Annotated in this window: 19 protein-coding genes; 11 read left to right on the top strand and 8 right to left on the bottom strand. The window is 65.8% G+C overall.

Annotated elements, in window-relative coordinates:
- Nucleotides 1-101 precede the first annotated feature (101 nt).
- Genes ACXX81_RS11505 through ACXX81_RS11495 form a run of 3 tightly spaced genes read left to right on the top strand, consistent with a single transcriptional unit; the run spans nt 102 to nt 2,640 of the window.
- On the top strand, nt 102-518 hold the full coding sequence (locus ACXX81_RS11505; protein WP_209981500.1) for a nuclear transport factor 2 family protein: 417 nt from the start codon (nt 102-104) through the stop codon (nt 516-518).
- The gene (locus ACXX81_RS11500) at nt 515-1,984 is read left to right on the top strand and encodes an FAD/NAD(P)-binding protein (RefSeq protein WP_458571708.1); all 1,470 of its coding nucleotides are present in this window, start codon (nt 515-517) and stop codon (nt 1,982-1,984) included. The genes ACXX81_RS11505 and ACXX81_RS11500 overlap by 4 nt, the downstream gene beginning before the upstream one ends.
- Nucleotides 1,981-2,640: a glutathione S-transferase family protein gene (locus ACXX81_RS11495; protein WP_458571707.1), complete on the top strand. Its 660-nt coding sequence runs from the start codon at nt 1,981-1,983 to the stop codon at nt 2,638-2,640. The genes ACXX81_RS11500 and ACXX81_RS11495 overlap by 4 nt, the downstream gene beginning before the upstream one ends.
- 3 nt (nt 2,641-2,643) lie before the next feature.
- Here ACXX81_RS11495 and ACXX81_RS11490 read toward each other — a convergent pair whose 3' ends face one another.
- Complete coding sequence (locus ACXX81_RS11490; RefSeq protein WP_458571706.1) at nt 2,644-3,372, bottom strand: ArsR/SmtB family transcription factor; 729 nt, start codon at nt 3,370-3,372, stop codon at nt 2,644-2,646.
- 142 nt (nt 3,373-3,514) lie between these two features.
- Between ACXX81_RS11490 and ACXX81_RS11485 the strand changes: the two genes are divergently transcribed.
- The 6 genes from ACXX81_RS11485 (at nt 3,515) to ACXX81_RS11460 (ending at nt 10,539) form a co-directional block, all read left to right on the top strand.
- Nucleotides 3,515-4,888 carry an MFS transporter gene (locus ACXX81_RS11485; protein ID WP_458571705.1) on the top strand — a complete coding sequence of 458 codons (1,374 nt, stop codon included), beginning with the start codon at nt 3,515-3,517 and terminating at the stop codon, nt 4,886-4,888.
- 111 nt (nt 4,889-4,999) lie between these two features.
- Nucleotides 5,000-6,340 (top strand): lysine N(6)-hydroxylase/L-ornithine N(5)-oxygenase family protein, encoded by a 1,341-nt coding sequence (locus ACXX81_RS11480; protein WP_231423704.1) that lies wholly within the window; start codon nt 5,000-5,002, stop codon nt 6,338-6,340.
- A gap of 16 nt (nt 6,341-6,356) precedes the next feature.
- A complete protein-coding gene (locus tag ACXX81_RS11475; protein ID WP_057008863.1) occupies nt 6,357-6,710 on the top strand; it encodes a cupin domain-containing protein in 354 nt (117 codons plus the stop codon).
- On the top strand, nt 6,707-7,810 hold the full coding sequence (locus ACXX81_RS11470; RefSeq protein WP_458571704.1) for an NAD(P)/FAD-dependent oxidoreductase: 1,104 nt from the start codon (nt 6,707-6,709) through the stop codon (nt 7,808-7,810). The genes ACXX81_RS11475 and ACXX81_RS11470 overlap by 4 nt, the downstream gene beginning before the upstream one ends.
- 4 nt (nt 7,811-7,814) lie before the next feature.
- Nucleotides 7,815-9,434 carry a methionine--tRNA ligase gene (locus tag ACXX81_RS11465; protein WP_458571703.1) on the top strand — a complete coding sequence of 540 codons (1,620 nt, stop codon included), beginning with the start codon at nt 7,815-7,817 and terminating at the stop codon, nt 9,432-9,434.
- Entirely contained in the window at nt 9,427-10,539 is a 1,113-nt protein-coding gene (locus ACXX81_RS11460) for an NAD(P)/FAD-dependent oxidoreductase (RefSeq protein ID WP_209981514.1), read from the top strand. The genes ACXX81_RS11465 and ACXX81_RS11460 overlap by 8 nt, the downstream gene beginning before the upstream one ends.
- A 14-nt stretch (nt 10,540-10,553) precedes the next feature.
- Here the strand turns inward: ACXX81_RS11460 and ACXX81_RS11455 are convergent, their stop codons facing one another.
- The 4 genes from ACXX81_RS11455 to ACXX81_RS11440 are packed head-to-tail and all read right to left on the bottom strand — an operon-like array spanning nt 10,554 to nt 15,149.
- On the bottom strand, nt 10,554-11,000 hold the full coding sequence (locus ACXX81_RS11455; RefSeq protein WP_209981516.1) for a response regulator: 447 nt from the start codon (nt 10,998-11,000) through the stop codon (nt 10,554-10,556).
- Nucleotides 10,997-13,324: an ATP-binding protein gene (locus ACXX81_RS11450; RefSeq protein WP_458571702.1), complete on the bottom strand. Its 2,328-nt coding sequence runs from the start codon at nt 13,322-13,324 to the stop codon at nt 10,997-10,999. Before ACXX81_RS11450 ends, ACXX81_RS11455 begins: the two co-directional genes overlap by 4 nt.
- Nucleotides 13,321-13,974, bottom strand: coding sequence for a response regulator (locus tag ACXX81_RS11445; RefSeq protein ID WP_209981520.1), 654 nt, complete (start codon nt 13,972-13,974; stop codon nt 13,321-13,323). The genes ACXX81_RS11450 and ACXX81_RS11445 overlap by 4 nt, the downstream gene beginning before the upstream one ends.
- A complete protein-coding gene (locus ACXX81_RS11440) occupies nt 13,971-15,149 on the bottom strand; it encodes a sensor histidine kinase (RefSeq protein WP_458571701.1) in 1,179 nt (392 codons plus the stop codon). Before ACXX81_RS11440 ends, ACXX81_RS11445 begins: the two co-directional genes overlap by 4 nt.
- Before the next feature lie 155 nt (nt 15,150-15,304).
- Between ACXX81_RS11440 and ACXX81_RS11435 the strand changes: the two genes are divergently transcribed.
- The gene (locus ACXX81_RS11435; RefSeq protein ID WP_458571700.1) at nt 15,305-15,823 is read left to right on the top strand and encodes an SgcJ/EcaC family oxidoreductase; all 519 of its coding nucleotides are present in this window, start codon (nt 15,305-15,307) and stop codon (nt 15,821-15,823) included.
- 810 nt (nt 15,824-16,633) lie between these two features.
- Here ACXX81_RS11435 and pvdO read toward each other — a convergent pair.
- The 3 genes from pvdO to pvdM are packed head-to-tail and all read right to left on the bottom strand — an operon-like array spanning nt 16,634 to nt 20,174.
- Nucleotides 16,634-17,506 carry a dihydropyoverdine dehydrogenase gene (gene pvdO / locus ACXX81_RS11430; protein WP_231423712.1) on the bottom strand — a complete coding sequence of 291 codons (873 nt, stop codon included), beginning with the start codon at nt 17,504-17,506 and terminating at the stop codon, nt 16,634-16,636.
- Between the two features lie 30 nt (nt 17,507-17,536).
- On the bottom strand, nt 17,537-18,805 hold the full coding sequence (pvdN, locus tag ACXX81_RS11425) for a pyoverdine-tailoring periplasmic protein PvdN (protein ID WP_458571699.1): 1,269 nt from the start codon (nt 18,803-18,805) through the stop codon (nt 17,537-17,539).
- 19 nt (nt 18,806-18,824) lie between these two features.
- A complete protein-coding gene (gene pvdM, locus ACXX81_RS11420; protein WP_231423714.1) occupies nt 18,825-20,174 on the bottom strand; it encodes a pyoverdine-tailoring dipeptidase-like protein PvdM in 1,350 nt (449 codons plus the stop codon).
- Nucleotides 20,175-20,316: 142 nt separating this feature from the next.
- On the opposite strand from pvdM, the gene pvdP reads away from it, so the two are divergent.
- Nucleotides 20,317-21,945 (top strand): pyoverdine maturation tyrosinase PvdP, encoded by a 1,629-nt coding sequence (gene pvdP / locus ACXX81_RS11415; RefSeq protein WP_458571698.1) that lies wholly within the window; start codon nt 20,317-20,319, stop codon nt 21,943-21,945.

The following is a 21,945-nucleotide window of genomic DNA, read 5'->3' as shown; positions in this document are numbered from 1 at the left end:
CCCAGCCACCACACTTCGACCCAGCCCGAAGCATCCCCCCTCACCAATTCCCTATAGTCACAGGCTCTCTCAGCCCAGCGCTGCCACCCAAGGAAACCGCCATGACTTCGTCCATCGACCCTGGCCTGCTGGATATCTACGAATCCTGGCACTCCACCGTCTGTGCCGGCGACCTGGCCGCCACCGCCGCGCTCTATGCCGAAAACGCAGTATTCGAAACGCCGCTGGTGCTGGCCATCTACCCCGATCACGGCAGCGGCGTGCTGGAAGGACGCGCCACCATCCAGCGCTTCATGGAAGACAGCAAACGCAAGTTCCCCAGCGACCTCGCCGAGTGGTATCGCAGCGACAAGGCCTTCATCAACGGGCGCAACCTGACCTGGGAATACCCGCGCAAGACGCCCAAGGGCGAGCAGGTCGATTTGATGGAAATGATGGAAATCGAAAATGGCCTGATCACCTACCACCGTGTGTACTGGGGCTGGTACGGCGTGCGCTTGCTGGCGCGGGCGTTGTGAGCTTCAGTCGTGCGGTCGCCATTATCGGCGGCTCGGTCACCGGCGTTGCGGCCTTTATTGCGCTGGTGCGCACGGGGAAGGCGCGGCGTATCGACCTGATCGATCCCCAGGGACTCGCCGATTCGATCGCCTTTACCGCTGCCGAGCAGGGGCTGTTGTGCAACACCTCGGTGCAGACGATGTCGGTGCTCGACGATGACCCGCAGGACTTCCAGCGTTACCTGAACGCCCAGGGCATTGCCGCCAGTGAGGACGGTTTCGTGCCCAGGGCCTGGGTGTCGGGCTACCTCAAGCAACGCTACTCGGAGTATCGCGACCTCGCCGAGGCTCAGGGCATCGAGCATCGGGTGGTGCGCGCGACGGTGCGCCGTATCAAGCCGGTTGCGCCTGGTCGCTATCAATTGCAGCTGGACAATGGCGCCGAGCTTTACGCCTCGGCGGTGCTGGTGTGCACCGGCAGCGCGGCGCCCTGTGTGCCGCCGCAGGTCGCAGCGCATGTGGGCACGCCGGGTATTTTCACCACGCCGTACCCCACCGGCGCCTGGTTGCAGCACTTGCATAAACCGTCGCGGGTGCTGGTGCTCGGCAGCCGTCTGTCTGCTGTCGACAGCGCACTGCTGCTGTGCGGCGCGGGGCATCGCGTGTTGATGGCTTCACCCTCCGGGCGCTTGCCCGGCGTGCGCACGGCCACGCCACGGCGCAGCGCGGTTGCGCTGGATGAGGCGCGATTTGCCCGGCTCGACCTGGAAAGCCCCAGGCTGTACTGGCATCTGCTGCGCCTGCTCGCAAAGGCGGCCAAGGCCATCAATGGGCGCCCGCTGCGCGAACAGATTGATCGCAGTCGCGATGCGGCTCAACGCCTGCGCGGTGAAATCGCCCTGGCCAGCTGTGGCGCGACCGATTGGCAAAACCTGCTGGTGCACTGCATGGACCTGGCGGACCTGAAACTGCGCGCCGCCCCTGCGGCGGTGCGTACGGCCGCGCTGCAAAACTGCTGGGAAGCGGTGGGGCGCTATCTGTTCGCGGTGCCCCTGCAAACCGCCGTCACCCTGTCGCAGTGGATCGACGAAGGCCGCCTGCAACTGGCCGCGCATGTGCCCACCCGGCTTGAGTGGCAGGGCCGTTGGCTCGCCCATGATGACCATGGCAACAGCCACGCGGTCGACGCCGTGGTGTGTGCCAGTGGTTTTCACAAACAACAGTTCCATGCCACGCCTGATGGCCTTGAGTTGCAGGTGTCATCTGGCGCGCCCTGCATCCCTCCGGCGGTCTCTGCGCAATTGCAGGTCAGCCTGCCGGGTGCCGACCGGCCGGACAACATCTGGCTGCTGGGCGTGGCGTCCTACCTGGCGGCGCCGATGGTCAACTCGGTGTACCAGTCGGTGCGCCAGGCTGCCGAGGTGGCACTGATGCTCAGCGAGCACCCGGCCTTCAGCGACGAACAGGCAAGTGAGGCAGTGGCATGAAAGTGTATGGCGACCGAGGCTCAAGCAACACCCGGCGGGTGCTGACCACCGCCGCTTACCTGGGGCTGGACGTTGAATTCGTCTTCCTCGACCTGTTCAGCGGCCAGAACCGCACGCCGGAATACCTGGCCCTTAACCCCAACGGCAGCATCCCGACCTTCGTTGACGGCGATGTGGTGCTGTTCGAGGCCTCGGCCATCATGATCTATCTGGCCGAGCAGAGCGGTTCTGCACTGCTGCCCGAGGGCAAGGCGAAGTACGAAACCCTCAAGTGGATGTTCTGGGCCGCCGAACATTTTCGTCGCGGGCCCACGGTGCTGATCGAGCAGCGCTTTATGGAACGCCTCAAGGGCCATGCCGAAAACCCTACCCTGGTGGCCGAGGCACTGCACGCGATCCATCGCTACACGGCGGTGCTCGACGAGCATCTGCGCACCCGTGCATTCATGGTCGGCGACGCCCTGACCCTGGCCGATATCGACCTGGCGGCGCCGCTGAGCCATATCCCGCGCACCCAGGCGCCGTTCCTTGAGTATCCCCATGTGGCGGCCTGGTACGCGCGCATCAACGCGATCCCGGCCTGGCAGCAGAGCGGGGCGGCGCAGGAGCGGCGTATCGTGGACATCGAGGGGCTGTTCACCGCGCAACCCGCTTGAGGATCAGGCCGTGGTCAGGACGCGCAGCGGCGCTTCGAGATGGCGCAGGTGCTCAATCCCCAGGTGGGTCTTGAGCGCACGCCAGCCGGCCACGGTGACAAACACGGCGCGGGTGCCCGCCTGCCGACGCAGCCAGCCCAGTTGGGTAAAGGTATCCAGCAGATGGCTGCCGAGCGGGCCGGCAATATGGTGCTCGCGCTCGGTCCAGTCCAGGCAACGCCGGGCCTGCACGTGGTCCTGAAAGCACGGTTCGCCGCTTTCCGGGTTCAGCGATTGCAGCCATTCGATGCCGCGCAGGCTCAGCACGTATTCGCGCTCGTTGCGCTCCAGGATATAGCCGCGCTCCAGCATGCCCTGGGTCACGGCCACACCGACCTGACCGGCCAAATGGTCATAACAGCAACGTGCGAAGCGCAGGTCATGGGCCGCGCGGTTGGGCAGGCTGCGCCACGAACTGGTTTGCGGGGACACCGCGGCCAGGCTTTCCAGGACATGGGAAACGTCGGGACCAGCCAGCTGATAGAAGCGATTGCGGCCCTTGGTTTCAACGGTGAGCAGGCCGCCGTCGAGCAATTTGGCCAGGTGCGAGCTGGCAGTCTGCGGCGTCACGCCGGCCGCATCGGCCAAGGCACTGGCCGACAGCGCACTGCCGTCGGCGAGGGTGATCAGGATCACGGCGCGCACCGGTTCGGCGATCAGGTAGGCGATGGATGAAATTTTAGGTTGGGTCATTCCCTTGAACTCCGCGCTGTGCCGGGTGATATCAGGGCCGAGGATGACACAAACACCAACACTTCGACACGCCTCGAAGCGTTTATCGGACAAAGCTGCTTATAGTCACGCCGCAATTATGTCGCCAGGGACACACGCAGCCATGGAACTCAGCACGCGCTATCAACGACAGGTACTGATCGCCACCAGCCTCAGCTACGTGGTCGTCATCCTCGACACCTCGATCGTCAACGTGGCGCTGGAGTCCATCTCCACCACCTTCGGTTCGGACATCACCGGGCTGCAATGGGTGATCAACGCCTACACCCTCACATTCGCCAGCCTGCTGCTCACCGGCGGCCTGCTCGGCGACCGCTTCGGCGCGAAAAAAATCTACGCCCTGGGCCTTGGCCTGTTCGCCCTGGCATCTGCGCTGTGCGGCCTGGCCACCGACCTGCCGGAGCTGGTCGGCGCCCGTGTGCTGCAGGGGCTGGGCGCGGCGTTGCTGGTGCCGTGCTCGTTGATGCTGATCAACAGCGCCTACCCGCAGTCCCATCAGCGCGCCAGCGCCATTGGCGTGTGGGCTGGCTGCGGCGGCATCGCCATGGCCGCCGGGCCTTTGGTGGGCGGGGTGCTGATCGAACTGTTCGGTTGGCGCAGCATCTTCCTGATCAACGTACCGATTGCCTTGATCGGCGTATGGCTCACCTCGCGCATCCCGCACGCTGCGCCACTGGCGCCCAACCGACACCTGGACGTTACCGGGCAAATCGCGGCGATTATCGCGCTGGGCTCCTCGGTGGCCGTGTTGATCGAGGGCGCCAGGCTGGGCTGGAATTCCGAATGGGTCTATGCGGGCGTGTTCGTCGCGTGCATCGCCTGGTGTGTGTTCCTGGTCACCGAAAGCCGTCACAAGGACCCGATGCTGCCGCTGCAGTATTTCCGCAATCCGACCTTTTGCGGCGCGACCTTCCTGTCGATGGCCTCGGCCCTGGTGTTCTACGGGCTGTTCTTCCTGTTGAGCCTGTATTTCCAGACCCATCGCGGCTGGTCACCTTTGGAAACCGGGCTGGCCTTTTTACCGCTGACCGCCATGGTCACCCTCGGCAGTTTCACCTGCGGTCGCCTGACCCGTGCCTACGGCCCACGTGCCGTGCTGGTGGCAGGTTTCGGCTTGTACACCCTGGGCTTTATCGGCCTGTTTGCCCTGGCCGGTGACGCGCCGTACTGGCGTATCGCGCTGTGCTATCCGGCAGTCGGTTTCGGCGCGGGGATCATCACCCCGGCCGCCACCGCCGTATTGATGAGCGTGGTCGACCGTGCCAAGGCCGGCGTCGCCGCCGGCACCCTGAACGCCAGCCGGCAAAGCGGCTCGGCCTTTGGTGTGGCGATCTTCGGCGCCTTGCTCACCTCGGTGCAGCCGCTGGACGACGCCATCGAGGTCGCGGTCGGCGTCGCGATCGGCCTGTCGCTGCTGGCCATGCTGCTGTGTCTGCTGATGCTCAAGGCCCCGCTTGTGCAGACCGTGGAAAGTTGATGCACCACCACTTGTAACGGCATCACCCGTAACAGCCAACGCCCGGCACGCCTTCGTGATCATCGCGAGGCGTTGCTGCATCTGAAAACATCATCAATAGGGATAGTGATCATGAGTGTGCTCTCTGCAGCCGCAGTGGTAGACATGGCGGGAATCGGCATCGGTCCGGCCAACCTGAGCCTGGCGGCACTGGCCCGGCCCCATGCGGGCATCAGCTCGGCCTTCTTCGAGCGCAGCAGCGAGTTCCAGTGGCATCCCGGCATGATGGTGCCCGAAGCCAGGTTGCAGGTGCATTACCTCAAGGACCTGGTCAGCCTGGTCGACCCCTCCAACCCGCTGTCCTTCCTGGCCTACCTGTCGAAGAAAAAGCAACTGCTGAGCTTCATCAACGCCAATTTCGATCAAGTGCTGCGCCGCGAATTCAACCAGTACTACCGCTGGGCGTGCAGCCAGTTGCCCAACCTGCAGTTCAACCGCGACGTGCGTTCGGTGACCTTCGAAAACGGCCTGTTCATGCTCAAGGGCGATACCTGGATGCAGCCGGCGCGCAACCTGGTGCTGGGCACCGGGCAACAACCGTCGGTGCCGGCGTTTGCGCAGGCGCACCTGGGCGACACGCTGTTTCATGCCTCGCAGTACATGACCCGCAAGCGTTCGCTCAAGGACAAACGCGTGGTGGTGATCGGCGGCGGCCAGACCGGCGCCGAGATCATCCAGCACCTGCTGTCCGACACCAGCGCACTGCCGGCCAGCGTGACCTGGGTGTCGCGGCGCTGGAATTTCGCGCCGCTGGACGAGTCACCGTTTACCAACGAGCTGTACACCCCGCAGTACAGCGATCATTTCTTCGCGCAGCCCGAGGCCGTGCGCCAACCGCTGCTGGCCGAGCAAAAGCTGGCCAGCGACGGCATCTCGCAATCGCTGTTGCAGTCGATCTATCGGCGCCTGTACGAACTCAAGCATGTGCTGCATCACCCCTGTCAGGTCCGCCTGCTGCCAGGTCGCGAGCTCACCGCCGTGCAGCCCCGAGCGCAGCACTGGAGCCTGGCGCTGCTGCACGGGCACAGCCAGGCCCGTGAGGAACTGAACGCCGACGTCGCCGTGCTGTGCACCGGCTACGCCTACCAGATGCCGGCGTGCCTGGAAGCGCTCGAACCGCGCATTGCCCGGCGCAACGGCGAGTACGTGTTCAACCCCGACTACTCGGTGCAATGGGACGGCCCGCAGGGTTCGGCGCTCTATGTGCAAAACGCCGCGCGCAGCCAGAAAGGCATCGCCGACCCGAACCTGGGCCTGATCCCCTGGCGTTGCGCGCACATCATCAACAGCGTCAGCGGCCAGCCCCTCTACGACCTGGACGAGCCTGAAGCATGCGTCCAGTGGGGCGCCAGCGCTGCCTTCGAGGACGTCAGCGATGGGTGTTTCGATCGCCTCGCCGCCGTCGCCCACTAGACCCAGGAGTCCCGCCATGGAACCCATCACACTTCCCCCCAACGGCAACGCCCCGGTGATTCGCGAAACCGAGGAGCCCGTTGCGCTGCAAGGCGTGCACCTGTACCTGCACCACTTTTCCGGCCGGCTGACCAACGCGCCGATCCAGTCCTCGCGCTTCACCATCGAGCCCGGCTGCGGTACCGAAGAAGACAAACACGCGGTGAATGAAATCTGGTTTATCAGCGGCGCCGATCTGGAGGTGTATTACGACGGCACCTGGCACGCGGTAAAAAATGGCGGCAGCGTGTATTTCGAGCCGTGGCGCCCGCATTTTGTGCGCAATAACAGCACCACCCAGGCCCAGGTGTTTTCGGTGTGGTGGGCATGAGTCGGCAAGTTGATTTCGACCTGGTGATTGTCGGCGGCGGCATTATCGGCGCCTGGGCCCTGCACCACGCCGTACAGCGTTACCCGCACTGGCGGATCCTGCTGATTGACCGCTACCGCGTCGGCGACGGCGCCACCGCGCATTCGGCGGGCGTGCTGCTGGCCACCGGCAAGTCCGAGCGTGAGCGGCGCCTGGCCGGGGAGAGCGCCGGGCTGTATCGCGCGTTGCGTGACCGGCTGGGCCTTCGCACCACCCAGGCGCCGGTGTACTGGCTGGCCCATCACGGGTTCACTGCCGATATCCAGCGCGCCGTGGTCGAGGCGCCCGTGCTGCCGGCCGATGTGTCGCTGCAGGCCCTCGGCGAACGTCTGGGCGCCGCGCTGAACCTGGGCGCCGACGAATGCCTGTCCAGCGGCGGCACGGCGGAAAGCTACGAGCCGCCGCTGGTGGCGCGCCTGCTGATCAGCCACAGCCTGGCCAGTGCGAATGTGCAGTGCCTCGAAGGGGTCGGCGTAGAGGCCATCACCCGCACCGGCATCCGCCTCAGCGACGGCTCCCGCGTGCTGGCGCAACGCACCCTGATGGCCACCGGGCCGTGGGTCAGCGAGTCGCCCTTTGCCGCGATTGCGGCCGAGCATGGCCTGCGCGTGAAGAAGGTGGTGGCCCTGCATATCGACGGCCGGCCACCGGCGGATGCCGCGGCGCTGTTCCTGCCGCAATCGGACGCTTACCTGATGCCGTTGCCGGCGCGTAACCAGTGGCTGTTCAGCTTTCGTTGCGACGAGTGGGACGTGGCGCCACGCAAACACGCGCTGGAAATCAACGCCCACGACGTGCAGGTCGCCACCCGCACCCTGGCGCACTACCTGCCCGACCTGGTGGCGCGTTGCCGCGGTGGCCGGGTGTTCTGCGACAGCTACAGCCCCAGCGGCGAGTCGCAGGTCAGCTACCACCCCGAGCAACACCTGGTATTTGCCGGTGCCGGCAGCGGTGCGGGGTTTCGCCTGGCCCCCGGCATTGCCCGCGAAGCCCTTGACCTGCTCGTGGCGCACTGGCCCGACACCGCCGCTGCCACACCTTCCGCTGCCTTGATGGACTGAACCGATGACTGCCACTCCTGCGCAAACCTTCTTCCTGATGCCGATTCCGCCAACGCCCAACGGCCGCCTGCACCTGGGCCACATCGCCGGGCCCTACCTGCGCATGGACATGCTCGCGCGCTACCTGCGCAGCCAGGGTCACCACGTCGACGTGGTGTCGGCGGTGGACGGCTTTGACTCCTACGTGTTGTGGAAGGGTCTGCAGGAACAGCGCGCGCCCGAAGCCGTGGTGCGCGACTACCACGCCCGGATCGCCAATGACCTGCGCGCCCTCGACGTGCAAGTCGATGACTTCCTCGACCTGGTGCAGGGCCCGTATGCTCGCCAGCATGCCGCCAATGCCCAGCGCACGGTGGAGCGGCTGGTGGCGCTGGGCGTCACCGAAAACGTGAGCGAGCGCGTGCTGTACTGCCCTGGCACCCGGCGCTACATGGCCGGCGCCTGGCTGGTGGGCCAGTGCCCGTATTGCCAGGCCGGCGCCGGCGGCTACTTTTGTGAAGCCTGCGGCGCGCTGTTCCGCCCGGAAAGCATGCTCAACCCGCAGCCGCGCATGGGTGACAGCCCGCTGCAACGGGTCGAGGTCGAGAGCCTGTTCCTCAAGGTCGCCGACCCCGAGCAGTTGCTGCACCGCATGAGTGCCAGCGGCGCGCCGGCGTCGATCATCGAGGTGATTGCGCGCTTTTTGCAGCGTGAAAACGGCCGTGTGCGCCTCACCGCGCCGGGTGACTGGGGCGTGGCCTGGAGCGCGGACCGCTTCGGCAACCCACGGGTGCTGTTCGAGTCCGGCTGGGAATACGCGCTGACCTGCGCCGACCGCGCGCTGGAGCAAACCCCTGAGCACGGCCACGCGATGCTGCGCAGCAGTGCTGTGACCACGCTGGTCAGCTTCGGTATCGACAACGCGGTGTTGCTGCTGGCCGGCAGTGCGGCGGTGATGGATGCGCTGCAGGATCACCGGTCGTTCGACTACGTGCTCACCAACTACTTCTACAACCTGCAAGGCGCGAAATTCTCCACCAGCCGCCTGCACGTGGTGTGGGCGGCCGACATCGTCGACCACACCCCGGCCAGCAGCGACGGCGTGCGTTATTTCCTCAGCCGCGAAAGCCCGGAAAACGGCGAAACCAACTTCGCCATCGAAGCATTCATCGAGGTGGTCAACGTGGAACTCGCGGGCGCACTCGACAGCCGTATCGACCTGGCGCTGGCCCACCTCGATCAGCAGCGGCAGGCTATCGAGCCCGAGGGGCGCGTGAGCCTGGACGCGGCCGTCGAACGCCTGGCCCTCGCGTTCCGCCTGGACGCGGTCTCGGTGCGTGATGCCTGGGACGTATTGCACCAGTGGATGCAGTGCCCTGAACGCGACGTGACCGACAGCGCCCAGGCTTACCTGTGGCTCAAGGGCCTGGCCTACCTGGCGGCACCGACCATGCCGCGTGTGGCCGCCTACCTGTGGCAGCGGCTGGGGCATGACGGGCTGCCGAGCCTGCAGGGGTTGTACAGCGCCTCGACGCCTCGCGAGACCCGTGCGCCACGCCCGCGTTTCAAACCGTTGTCGCCCGCCAGCCTCGCACCCTGCCTGCCTGCCAGCGTGGTGCTCGACGGCGCTCGCGCCCATGCATGAGTCCGCCGACGTCATCGTCATCGGCGGCGGCACCACCGGCACCAGCGCGGCCTGGCACCTGGCGCGGGCCGGTGTGTCGGTGCGGCTGCTCGACAAAGGCGCTATCGCCAGCGGCGCGTCCGGCGCGTCGCCGGGGATCGTGCGTGAGTATTACGCCGACCCCGCCCTGAGCCGGTTGGCGGCACGCGGGGTGCAGGCGTATCGCGATTGGGCGCAACGCTATCCGGGCGCCTGCGGCTATCGGCGCACCGGTTTTCTCACCGGCATTGCGCCGCGCGAGCAGGCCGCGACCCAGGCCAATGTGGCGCGCCTGCACGGCCTGGCATGGCTTTCACCGGCGGCCGCACGTGACCTGATTGCCGACCTGCACAGCGACGCGCTGGCCGGTGCGGTGTACGAGCCCGACGCCGGCTATTGCGACCCGCGACAGACCGCGCAGAGCTTTGCTGCGGGCGCGCGCGCCCTCGGTGCGGTCATCGAAGAGGGGCGGGCCGTGCAGCGCATCGTCTGCGACGGTGGGCGGGTGATTGGCGTGCACACCGATCGCGGTTTTATCGCCAGCGCCCGCGTGGTCAACGCCGCCGGGCCCTGGGCTGCGCGGCTGGCCGCCGACTGCCAGGCGCCACTGCCGATCCACGCCACGCGGCAAACCGTCGGTATCGTTCAGACGCCCGGCGCGCATCCGCCCATGCCTGGCTACTGCGACCGCGACGCCGGGTTCTACCTGCGCCCTGACACGCCGGGCCGCTACTTCATCGGCTCATTGATCGCCAGTGAAAGCCAACCCATCGACCCGGACGCATTCGAGCGCAGCCTGAGCGATGCGAGCGTGTTGGCCCACCGCGACCGCGCCACGCAACGCCTCAAGCGTCTGCTGGATGCGCAACCTGTCGGGCACCGCGTGTCATTCTTCGACAGCACGCCGGACGGTAACCCCATCGTCGGCGCGGACCCGCGCATTGGCGGTCTGCTGATCGCCGCAGGGCTGTGCGGGCATGGCTTCAAGTTCGCCCCGCTGTTTGGCGAGGCGATTGCGCAATGGGTGGTGGAGGGCACGCTGCCTGCCGCGCTGGCGCCGTTCGCGCTGGAGCGCTTTATCGAGTGACCCGGCGCCCGGCTTCAGCAACGTTGCAACAACGCAATCTGCTCGGCCGGCACCAGGGTGCGCAGGGTTTTGTAGAGCGCGCGGGTTTCCAGCAGGTTCCACACCCGCAGCATGGTTTCCAGCGCGTCCAGCGGTTTGCTGATGAAATCCCGCGCGCCGAGGGCCAGGGCGCGCAGGCGCGTGTCGCGGGTGGCGTCGGCGGTGAGTACCAGGACCGGCAGGTACTCGCCGTGGGGGATGCGCCGGTTGAGTTGTTCGAGCACCGCAAAGCCGTCGAACTGCGGCATATGCAGGTCGAGAATCACCAGGTCCGGCTCGAAGCTGTTGAACAGCTCCAGGGTGCGCAGCGGCTCGGTGCTGCTCAGCACATTGGTCAAGCCTTCGCGCGCCAGCAGTTGCTCCACCAGGTCAAGGTTGGGGCGTTGGTCGTCGATAATCAGAATGCGCAGGTCGAGGTTCACGCGGGCTCCGGAAAATACTGGTCGAGGTGGGCGAGAAACGCAGGCACGTTGATCGGCTTGTTCAGCACGGCGGTCGCGCCGGCGTGCTGCAAGGCCGTGCGGGTGAGGTCGCTGGCATCGGCGGTGAGCATCAGCACCGGCGTGTCGCGGGTCAGCCGCGCGCGGCGCAGGCGTTGCAGCACCTGCAGGCCGTCGATGTCGGGCAGCGATACGTCCAGCAGAATCAGTTGGGGCGCATGCTGCGCGGCCAGGTCCAGCCCGAGCTGGCCCTGCATGCTCGACAGCAGCTTGATGCCCGGCCTGCGCTGCAACAGGGTTTCGATCAGCGCCAGGCTCGCAAGGTTGTCTTCGATACACAGCACCTTGCCGTGAATCGCCTGCGTGCCGGGGGCAGGACGGGCCGACCGGGCGTCGCTGATGGCGGCGTCGGGACGTTGCGCTTCCTGCACCCTTACCAGCGGCAGCTCCAGGGTAAAACGCGAACCGATGCCGGGTTGGCTGTGCACCTGCAGCGTGCCGCCCATCTTCTCCAGCAGGCTCTTGCTCAGCGCCAGGCCCAGCCCGCTGCCTTCGACGGTCGGGTCGGCGCCCAGGCGCTCGAACGGCTTGAACAGTTGCCCAAGGTGCTCGGCCGCAATGCCCTTGCCGGTGTCGCACACCGACACGCCGACGCGTTGGCCGTGCAGGTTCACCTCGATGCTCACCTGGCCGGGGCGCAGGTTGTACTTGATCGCATTGGACAGCAGGTTGAGCAGCACCTGGGTGAGACGTTGGCGGTCGGCGACGATGCCCAGGTCGGGGGCGAGCGCCGGCAGTGGCTGCAACTGGATGCCTGCGTCCGCCGCCATCGGCGACACCAGTGTCAGGCACTCCTGCAGCACCCCGGCCAACGGCAATGGCTCGAGGTTCAGCGGCAGGCGCCCGGCTTCGATCTTGGCGATGTCCAGCACTTCATTGATCAGCGTCAACAGGTGTTGCCCGGCGCGCAGGATGTGGCCGACGTTGGCTGTGTGCGCGGCCGGCGCGTCCATCTCCAGCAGTTGCGCAAAGCCCAGGATCGAGTTGAGCGGGGTGCGCAGCTCGTGACTCATGCGTGACAGAAACTCGCTCTTGGCGCGACTGGCGCGTTCGGCCTCTTCGCGGGCGGTGCGCAGGGCGATTTCCGCCGCGCGGCGGTCAGTGATGTCGCGGGTGATCTTCGAGAAGCCGCGCAGGGCGCCGGTGCCGTCGTACTGTGCGGTGATCACCACGCTGGCCCAGAAGTGCGTGCCGTCCTGGCGGCAGCGCCAGCCTTCTTCGCTGTAGTCGCCGTTGCGCGTGGCTTCGCGCAACGCCATGGCCGGGTGCTGCGGGCATTCCTCGGGCAGGTAGAACAGCGAGAAATGCTGGCCGATGATTTCCTGTTCGGTGTAGCCCTTGATGCGCTCGGCGCCGTTGTTCCAACTGGTGACGTGGCCCGCCGTGTCGAGGGCGAAGATCCCGTAGTCCTTGACCCCGTCGATGATCAGCCGCAAGCGCTCTTCATTGTCGCGCAGCGCACGCTCGCGCTCGGACAGCAGCAGGCCGGCCTCCACCAGGCGCGTGCCCAACTGGCCGATTTCGTCGTGTTCCGGCGGTTGCGGCAGCAGCGGGTGACCCAGCGCCAGGCGCTGTGCGTTGCGTTGCACGTTCTGCACCCGGGCGACGATGCCCTTGGACAGAAACAGCACCGCGACGATGGCGCCGAACAAGCCGCAGACCGCCGCCAGCCAGGTCGACAGCAGCAGGCGCTCGCGGGTTTCGGCCGCGGCCTTGCTGCGCTCGGCCAGCAACGAATCTTCCAGCCGGAGCATGGTGCTGATGTGTTGGCGCAATGCATCGAGGATGTGCTTGTTGCTGATCAGAATGGCGCTGATCGACTCCGCTGTGGCCTCGCGGTCGTTGAGCATGGCTTCCAGGCCGTCGACCTTGTGCGCGATCAGCGGCTTGATTGCGTTGAGCTCTTCGCGCACCCGTGGGTCGCGCACGTTGCTGTCGAGCCTGTGCAGCGCCGATTCGATCTGCGGGCCGGCCGTGCGGTAGCTGGGCAGGAAGTCCTCGCGGCGGGTCAACAGGTAACCGCGCACGCTGCCCGCCGCTTCGGCCAGCAGGGTGTGCACGGCCTGGATATCGCGCTGCACGCGCAGCACCCGACGCACGTCCTCTTCGGCGTGGGCCGTTTGGCGCTCGGTGATGTAGATCAGCACCAGCGACAGCAGCAGCACCACCAGTGGCAGCGAAATCACCAGCAGCGCCTTGCCGCGCAACGGCAGGTCGGCCCAGCGCTGCGCCTGCAAGCGCCTCATGCCTGGGTCACCAGGCCCAGGGCGATGCCGCGCACCGCCGCCTGGGTGCGGTCGGCGGCGCCCAGCTTGCCGATCACCCGCTCGACATGGGCCTTGGCGGTGCCGGTGGTAATCCCCAGCTGCGCGCCGATTTCGCGGTTGCTCATGCCCGTGGCGACCAGGCCCAGCACCTGGCGCTCCCGGGGTGTGAGGTGTTCCGTGGGGGCCGCGCCGCCGGCGTTGCGCTCGGCCATGCGCCGCAGCAGGCGGGTGCTGACCAGGCTGTTGAGCGCTTCGCCGCCGGCGGCCACTTGCTGCAGGGCGGCGATCACCTCGTCACGGCTGGCGTCCTTGAGCAGGTAGCCGACGGCACCGGCATTGATCGCCGCTTCCAGGTGGTCGGGGCTGTCGTCCATGGTGAACATCACCACTTTCAGTGCCGGCAGGCGCTGTTGCAGCAGGCGCGCCGCACCGAGGCCGTTGAGCACCGGCATGCGGATATCGAGGATGACGATGTCCGGCAGCAGTTGCTCGCACAGATCCACGGCCTGCTGACCATCGCGCGCCTGCCCGACCACCTCGAACTGCGGGTGGCCGGCCAGCAGGGCGACAAAGCCGGTGCGGGTGACTTCATGGTCATCCGCGAGGACCAGACGCAGTACATCGCTCATGGGCAGGTTCCATTGAAGTGGGCAGGCACGCTGGCCTGCAATCGGGTTCCGCCGTCGACCGTACTGACGCAACTGAAGCGCCCGCCGAGCAGGCTGGCACGCTCCTGCATGGTGGCCAGACCCAGGTGCTGCGCGTCATCGCGCGGCTGCCCGACGGCAAAGCCCCGGCCGTTGTCGTCCACCCGCAGAGCGGCTTCGCCGTCGCGCAGCTCCAGGGCCAGTTGCACCTGGCTGGCCTGCGCGTGCTTGAGCACATTGTTGATCGCCTCCTGGCCGATGCGGAACAGGGCGATCTCCACCTGGCTGGGCAGGCGCGTGTCGCAGTGCGCCTGCCAGACCACGCGCACACCGGCATCGCGCAGACGGTCGGCTTCCTTGTCGAGGGCCTTGAACAGGCCGAAATCGTCGAGCACCACGGGGCGCAGGCCGGCGATCAGTTGCCGGCCTTCACCGACCGAGTGCTGGGCCAGGGTCAGGATGGCCTGCAGGTCGGCGGCCAGGGCGTCGGGCAACGGCAGGCAGCGGCCGGCGAACCCTTGCAGGCGCTGATGCAGGCCGGCGAGGGTCTGCGCCAGGCCGTCGTGCAGGTCGTAGGCCACGCGTTTGCGTTCATCCTCCTGGGCGTGCAGCAGCCGGTTGACCAGCTCGGAGAGGTGTTTGTCGCGGGCCTTGAGGGTGGTCAGCAGGCGGTCGTTTTCCAGGTGCGCGGCCAGCAGGGTGGCGAGCAATTGCAGGGATTCGGCGTCTTCATGGTCTGGCGCGCGCAGGCTCACGCTGTTGCCCAGCACCAGCACGCCAAAGGTGCCGCCGTCGCTGCCGCGCAGCGGCACATGCAGCACGCTGGGCAGCGCCTCGCCCGGCAGTTCCTGCCAGTACGGCGTGCGCCGGCCGCGGTCGGCGAGGGTCGCCAGACGGGCGAGGTGGGCCGGGTTGCCTTGGCGGGCAGTGGAGTGGGCGACGCCCCTGGCGTCCCATTCCTGCAGCAGCCCGTGGTCCATCGCCAGAAACGCGCAGGCCCGTGCCAGTACGCGTTCGCGCATCGCGGCGGGGGCCAGTTGGGCCAGTTCCTGCCCGGTGTCGACCAGCAGGCGCAGGCGCGCGGTGCGGCTTTGCGACTGCCTGAAGTGCGCGCGCATGGCCAGCGCGCTGGCAGGGTCGTGAGGCGTGTTGTGCATGTTGAATGCTCAGGGGCGCGAGGCGGCTATTAGACCTCGACGGGCACCCTGGGCGCTATCTGCCATATGGCATAGGCAAATGCCCCCGGTTGGCCGATGGCGGGAGGAGGGCGGCTTGGCAAAGTGGGCTCAACGAACACCACCGGAGCATCGCAATGAAATCCAGAACCGCCGCCCTCGCCCTGTTGTTTGCCTTGAGCGCACCGCTTGCCCAGGCTGCCGTCACGGCCCCTTATGTGTACCTGGACGTGGCCCAGGCGCCTGTCAATGTGAAGGACCGTGAGATTGCCGGGCTGTTCGACCGCTGGAACAGTGCCTTGCAGACCGGCGATGCCAAATCGGTGGTCAAGTTGTACGCGCCGGATGCGGTGTTGCAGCCGACCGTGTCCAATCAGGTGCGTACCACGCCGGATCAGATCAGGGATTACTTCGATCACTTCCTGGCGCTCAAGCCGGTGGGGCAGATCAACTACCGCGAGATCCGCCAACTGGGCAGCAATGTGGCGATGGACAGTGGGGTTTATACCTTTACGTTGACTGAGGCCAGTGGGAGCAAGCGGCAGGTGCAGGCGCGGTATACCTTTGTTTATGAGCAGGTTGAGGGGGAGTGGAAGATTCTTAATCATCATTCTTCGGCGATGCCGGAGGTGCAGGTTCGGCATGCCAGGCAGTGAGGGTTGGGTTGGTTTTGTGTACATATCCGTTGGTGGGGTAACGGCTGATATGGGTTCCGCCCTTACGGCGGGTCACTTTTGGAAGGACCCAAAAGTAACCAAAAGGTCCTCGCCCCAACACTCGGTGCCTCGCCTAGGCTCGGCATGCCCTCACGCAGGCTTTGGAGCGTGGGCCGCCGCGATGGGCCATCCATGGCCCAGCGCGGCTAACCCGGCGTCCTGCCGGGTTACCCACGCTCCAAAGCCTGCGTTCGGCCAGCGTGTTTGACGGGGCGCCTCAGATCAAGATCAAGAGCGCGGCGGCCTTAGAGCCGACCGGGGTTGTCTGCCGTACGCTGTACAAACTGTGGGAGGGGGCTTGCTCCCGATGGCTGAGTGTCAGTCAGCTTATTTTTAGCTGACCCACCGCTATCGGGAGCAAGCCCCCTCCCACAGTTGATCTCCATTTGTCTGTCGGATATCACACTGCCTTTGATCTGCTCTGGCTCTGGCTCTGGCTCTGCTTTGGCTTTTGATCTTGATCTCAAGCGCCCCGTCAACCACGCTGGCCGAACGCAGGCTTGAATCCGTGGGTAACCCGGCAGGACGCCGGGTTAGCCGCACTGGGCCAGGGATGGCCCATTGCGGCGGCCCACGGATTCAAGCCGGAGTGCGGGCACACCGAGCCTAAGCGAGGTGCCGAGTGGTGGGGCAAGAGCGTTTTGCTTACTTTTGCGCTTTTCAAAAGTGAGCCGCCGTAAGGGCGGAACCCATACCAGCCATCACCAAAAAACGGATATGCCCCCAAAAAAGCGCCCAACCAAACCCTGATCAAAGCTCCCGCACAACCCTGAACCCAACCCAATCCCCACGCGTCTGCGGGTAAATATTGTTCCGATTCCCCGACCGCGAAAACACCGGTGCCTCGCCCCAGTCATTACCCCGAATCTGATACCCCTCACAGTTCGGCTCCACCCACGCGCTGCCATCGGTGGGCGCGCCGATGTAGTTGGGATGTTCGCAATCGGCAACCCGCTCATACACATTGCCATGCATGTCATACATGCCAAACGCGTTCGGCGGGTAGCTGCCCACCGGCGACGAATAGCTGTAGCCATCCGCCGGGCCATAGGTGTTGGCGTGCCGGGCGATGCTGTAGCCCTTGCCTTCGTCGAACGGGAAGGGGAACGGTCCGGTGGAGCCGGCGCGGGCGGCGTATTCGCGTTGCGACTCGCTGACCAGGTGGTAACGCTGGCCGGTTTTTTTCGACAGCCAGCTCACGTACTGCCTGATGTCGTCCATGTCCATGCACACCGCCGGCTGACGCGGGCCCTGGGGGTAGCGCGGCTTGCTGGCGATGCATTCGCGGCCGGGGCGGGTGTCGCCGTCGGCGATCTTCACACCGCTCTGGCGCAGGTAGCTGTCCCATTCGCCGGCGGTCACCTGAAAGCGGCTCATGGCGAAAGGCTTGGCAAAGGTCACCTCATGCATCGGGCCCTCGTCGGGCTCGCGGCCGACTTCATCGTCCGGGGTGCCCATGGTGAAGGTGCCGGCCGGCAGCACCACCATTTCCGGGCAGTCCTTGCAGTCCTTGAACACTTTGCCCGGTTGCGGCGTATCGGCCCAGGCCAGGCTGGGCAACAGCGCGCCGCACACGGCAGTCAACGCCAGTGCCGTCAGGGGGTTGAGTCGGAATGGAGTCATGTGGGCATCTCGTTCAAAGGGAAAAGGGCATCACACCCGCTGGCTCAGCAGGCGCATGAAACGCTGGATTTCATCGGTGGAGTTGAGCAGGCCGGGAGACGTGCGCACCACCGGGCCGGCATCACGCTCCACCGCATCGACCACCACACGGTTTTTCATCAGATAGGCCGCCACCGCGTCGCTGTCCTGGCCCTTGACCCGGAAGAAGGTGAAACCGGCCGACAGTGCCGCGCTGCGCGGTGTCACCAGCTCGATCTGCGGATGGGCGAGCAGGCGGGTTTTCAGCTCGGTGTTGAGTTCATGAATACGCGCCTGCACCTGCGCCTTGCCCAATTGCAGGTGCAGCTTGAAGGCTTCATCCGCCGCCCAGCGATGCTCGAAGGCGTGATAACCGCCGGGGGTCATGCGGGTGGCGAAATTGGTGTCTTCGGAGAAGGTCGCCACCATGGGCGTGACGTATTTGTTCTCGCTGTCGCGTGCGCAGACCACGCCGGTGCCGCGCGGGCCGAACATCCACTTGTGGGTGCCGGCGATGAAGAAATCGCAGTGCATGTCGGGAAAGTCGAGGTTTTCCACGCCGAAACCATGCACCCCGTCGACCACGTAAAGTATCCGGTCCTGGTCGTCGCGGTTGCGGTTGTGCTCGTTCACCAGCGTGCCGATTTCGCCGATGGGCAGCTTCACGCCGCTGCCGGACTGCACCCAGGTCATGCCCAGCACGCGGGTGTTGGGGCGGATGGCGCGCTGGATATTGCCAAGCACTTCATCCACCGAAACCTGACTGGCGCGCTCGAACAGCTCGATGCGGCGCACCTGTGTGCCTTCCTTGAGCGTGCGAAAATCCAGCACGCTCTGGGTGGCGTAATGCTCATGGACGGTGGTGAGGATTTCCTGGTCCGGCCGCACCTTGATGCCGCCATAGATCATCGCCAGGCCTTCGGAGGTGCTGCCGGTAAGGGCGATCTGTGCCGGTGTGGCCTTCAAATAGCGGCCGGCCCAGTCGCGTACCTGGCCTTCACGCTTCCAGGTTTCCTGCAGGTCCCAGTCCATCGCCAGGCCGGGGTTGCGGTCGATCTGCAGGCGATAGCGCTCGATGGCGTCGCGCACCGGCCTGGGGTGCGAGGTCACCAGAAAGTTGGAGAAATGCAGGTAGCTCGGGTCCTGGTCGAACAACTGCTTCAATCCCGTCCAGGGATCGTTTGCCGTGGCGGCCAGCGCCGGCCGCATCAGCGACGCGCCCAGGGGCAGGCTGGCAGCGAGCAGGCCAGCCTGCTTGAGAAAGGTGCGGCGGTCGGTCATGGGCTTGCTTCGTGGTTGATTAACGGTTGGCCAACGGCTTGGCGGCTTTTTGCACTTGGTCCCACACCCGCAGGAAGTTACCTCCCCACAGCTTGGCGATATCGGCTTCGGAGTAGCCGCGCTGGATCAGTTCGGCGGTGACGTTGCGGACCTCGCCGACATTATTCCAACCCTCGATACCACCGCCGTCGTTGAAGTCCGAAGCAATGCCCACGTGATCGATACCGATCTTGCGCACGGTGTAATCAACGGCATCGCCCCAGTCCTTGAGGCTGGCCTTGGGTTCTTCTTCGAGGATGCCGTACAGCCCCTGGGCGTACTGACCGAATTTCTGCTCGGGCCAGGCGGCGATGATGGCGTCGCCCGGCATCAGCGCCATGGCCAGGTTGGGCAGGGGCGGCAGGTCGAAGCGCGCGCGCAGGGTGTTGAGTTTGTCCTGGGTGGGCTGGCTCAGCGGACGCAGGTAGGCGGGGAAGCCCACCACCTGCACCACACCGCCGCTTTGTTTGATCAGTTGCAGCTCTTTGTCGCTGAGGTTACGCGGGATGTCCACCGACGCGCGCGGCGCCGAGTGCGAGGCCACCATCGGCGTGCGGCTCAATTGCGCGACCTGCTCCAGCGCCTGGGTCGACATCTGTGACACATCGATGATCACGCCCAGGTCGTTCAGGCGCTGCACCGCTTGCTGGCCGATCTGCGACAGCCCGCCCAGGGCATCGGTGGAGTCATTGAAGAACGGCAACGGGCGCGACGAGTCCGACCATGAATTGTTGCCGATGTAGCTGAAGCCGAACATGCGCATGCCGCGCGCGGCCCACAGGTCCAGCTGGTTCAGGTCATCTCCCAGCGGGTAGGCGTTGAGCATGCTGATGAAGATCGCGAATTTGCCTTCGCCATGCAGGCGCCGGAAGTCATCCGGGGTGTAGGCGATGCCGACCTGGTTGGGAAAGTCGCGCACCATGCCGGTGATGATCGTGTAGCGCACCTCCTGCTCGTGGCGGGCTTCTTCGACAAAACCGTCGGTGGGCCTGTGCGGTGCATTGTCGCCGTTCCAGATTTCCGGCCAGCCGAAAATCGTCAGCGCTGCGCCGGAGAGGCGTCCGCGCGCTGCCTTGGCCAGGTCGAACTGGCCGCTGCCATCCTTGTCGGCCTCATTGCCGGCGGTGCCGAAATCCATGGGCACGGTGATGTGGCTGTCGAACGACAACAGGCGGTCCTGCATTTCATTGGCCTGCCTGATCACCTCCAGCGGGTAGCCGGCATTGCCCTTGAACCAGTGATCCCAGACCAGAAACCCGGCCCCGGCGCCAATGGCCAGGGCCAGCGGCAAGCCGAGATACAGCGCCTTTTTCGAACGTGGTTTTGTCATTGCCATCTCAGTCAGTTGAGGCCTTTGCTATCTGGGAAGGACGAGCCATGACAGAGGAAATTTAGGCGGGCAGGGCGGGGCGGTAAATTTCGCCGGGCTGCAAACGTTCTAGCTCTGATTAAGCCGTTTCCTAAGGTAGACAATGACGATCTCTCGACGTGGGTTCATCGCAGGCCTGGCGCTGACCGGCGCGGCTGTGCCGGCGGCCTTTTACGCCCATCGCGAGCTGACGCGGGAAGAAGAATTTCCCATCACCCCCGGCGAAGCCACGGTGGCGTTGGCCGATACCACCGGGCAGCACCTGGCCAATACCTTGCGCGGTGTGTGGAGCCTGCGCCTGACAGGCCATGACGCCGGGCTCAAGGGCTTGCCGCTGCACGGCCTGGAGCTGCTGCTGGATATCGCGCCGCGTGGCCGTGGCCTGCGCGGCTACCTGGACACCGCCGAAAACCTGCGTGCCGAGGGCGAACCGCGCTACCGCGTACTGGGCGACCTGACGGGCGAAGGCACGTTGCTCTACTGGCGGCTGATCGACCGTGACTCGGCCGGTGGCGCGCCTGCCTATGAATTCAAAATGACCCTCGACGAGGTGTGGGCCGATTTCGCCAACGCCGGCAGCAGCACCCTCAGCGGGCAAATCTTCGACCTCGATCGCCCCCTGGCACTGACCGAGCGCGACAACCGCTTCATCGCCCACAAACAGCTGTTTCCCGAAGCCCGCCAGCGCATCGGCCTCAACCCGACCTTGCTGGCTTGGCTGATCGCGCCCGAACACCGCCTGTTTCACCAGCTCTGGCACGCCACCCGCGACCAGTGGCACAAGCTCTCCGAAGAAAAGCGCGACGCCCTGCGCGGCATCGGCTGGCAACCCGGCCCACGCGGGCAGGAGCGTGACGCCCGTGGCAAGCGCAAGGACCGCAACGGCTCGGGCATCGATTTCTTCTTCATGCACCGCCACATGCTCGGCACCGCGCGCTCGATGCAGGAACTGCCGTCATGGCCGCAATTTCCCGCCCCCCAGCCGGCGCTGGAGCGCGATCGCCTGGGCTTTTTGCGTTACTTCGACAACCACGATGGCTTCTCCCTGCCGCCCACCTGGTCGGCGCCGGACGACAGCGACTACACCCAGTGGGTCAGCGACATCAAGGCCGCCGAGACCTACCACAGCAACTTCCAGGTGTGGGAATCCCAATACCGCGACCCGCGTTATCTGGCGCGGTTGACCCTCGGCCAGTTGGGCTCGGAAATGGAGCTGGGCCTGCACGACTGGCTGCACATGCGCTGGGCGTCGGTGCCGCGCGACCCCTCCAATGGCGCGCCGGTGCCGTTCGCCCGCGACCCTTCGGACTTCGCGGCGCGCTGGTATGTGGCGCAAAACGATTTTCTCGGCGATCCGTTTTCATCCCATGTGAACCCCGTGTTCTGGCATTTTCACGGCTGGATCGATGACCGCATCGAAGACTGGTTCCGCGCCCATGCGCGTTTCAATCCGGGCGAAGTCAGCCGCATGCAAGTCAATGGCGTGGCCTGGTTTGCCCCGGGCCGCTGGGTGGAAGTGGGCGATCCGTGGCTGGGGCCGGACACCCATGGCTGCAGCACCACGCCGGGGTTGCAAATGGGCAAGTCGATGGAAATGGACCCGGAAACCATGAAGCTGGCGCTGCGCATTACCTTCAGCGCCGAAGACGACGGGTTGCAAGGGCTGTTCAAGCGCGTGCCGAGGCGGCCCTGGTACGCCCGGCACCTGAAGGTCAAGTCGCAGCCGGTTTGA

This window comes from Pseudomonas sp. GNP013 (assembly GCF_054343995.1).
The sequence above is the reverse complement of the archived record's forward strand: the minus strand, read 5'-3'. Positions and strand labels throughout refer to the sequence as shown.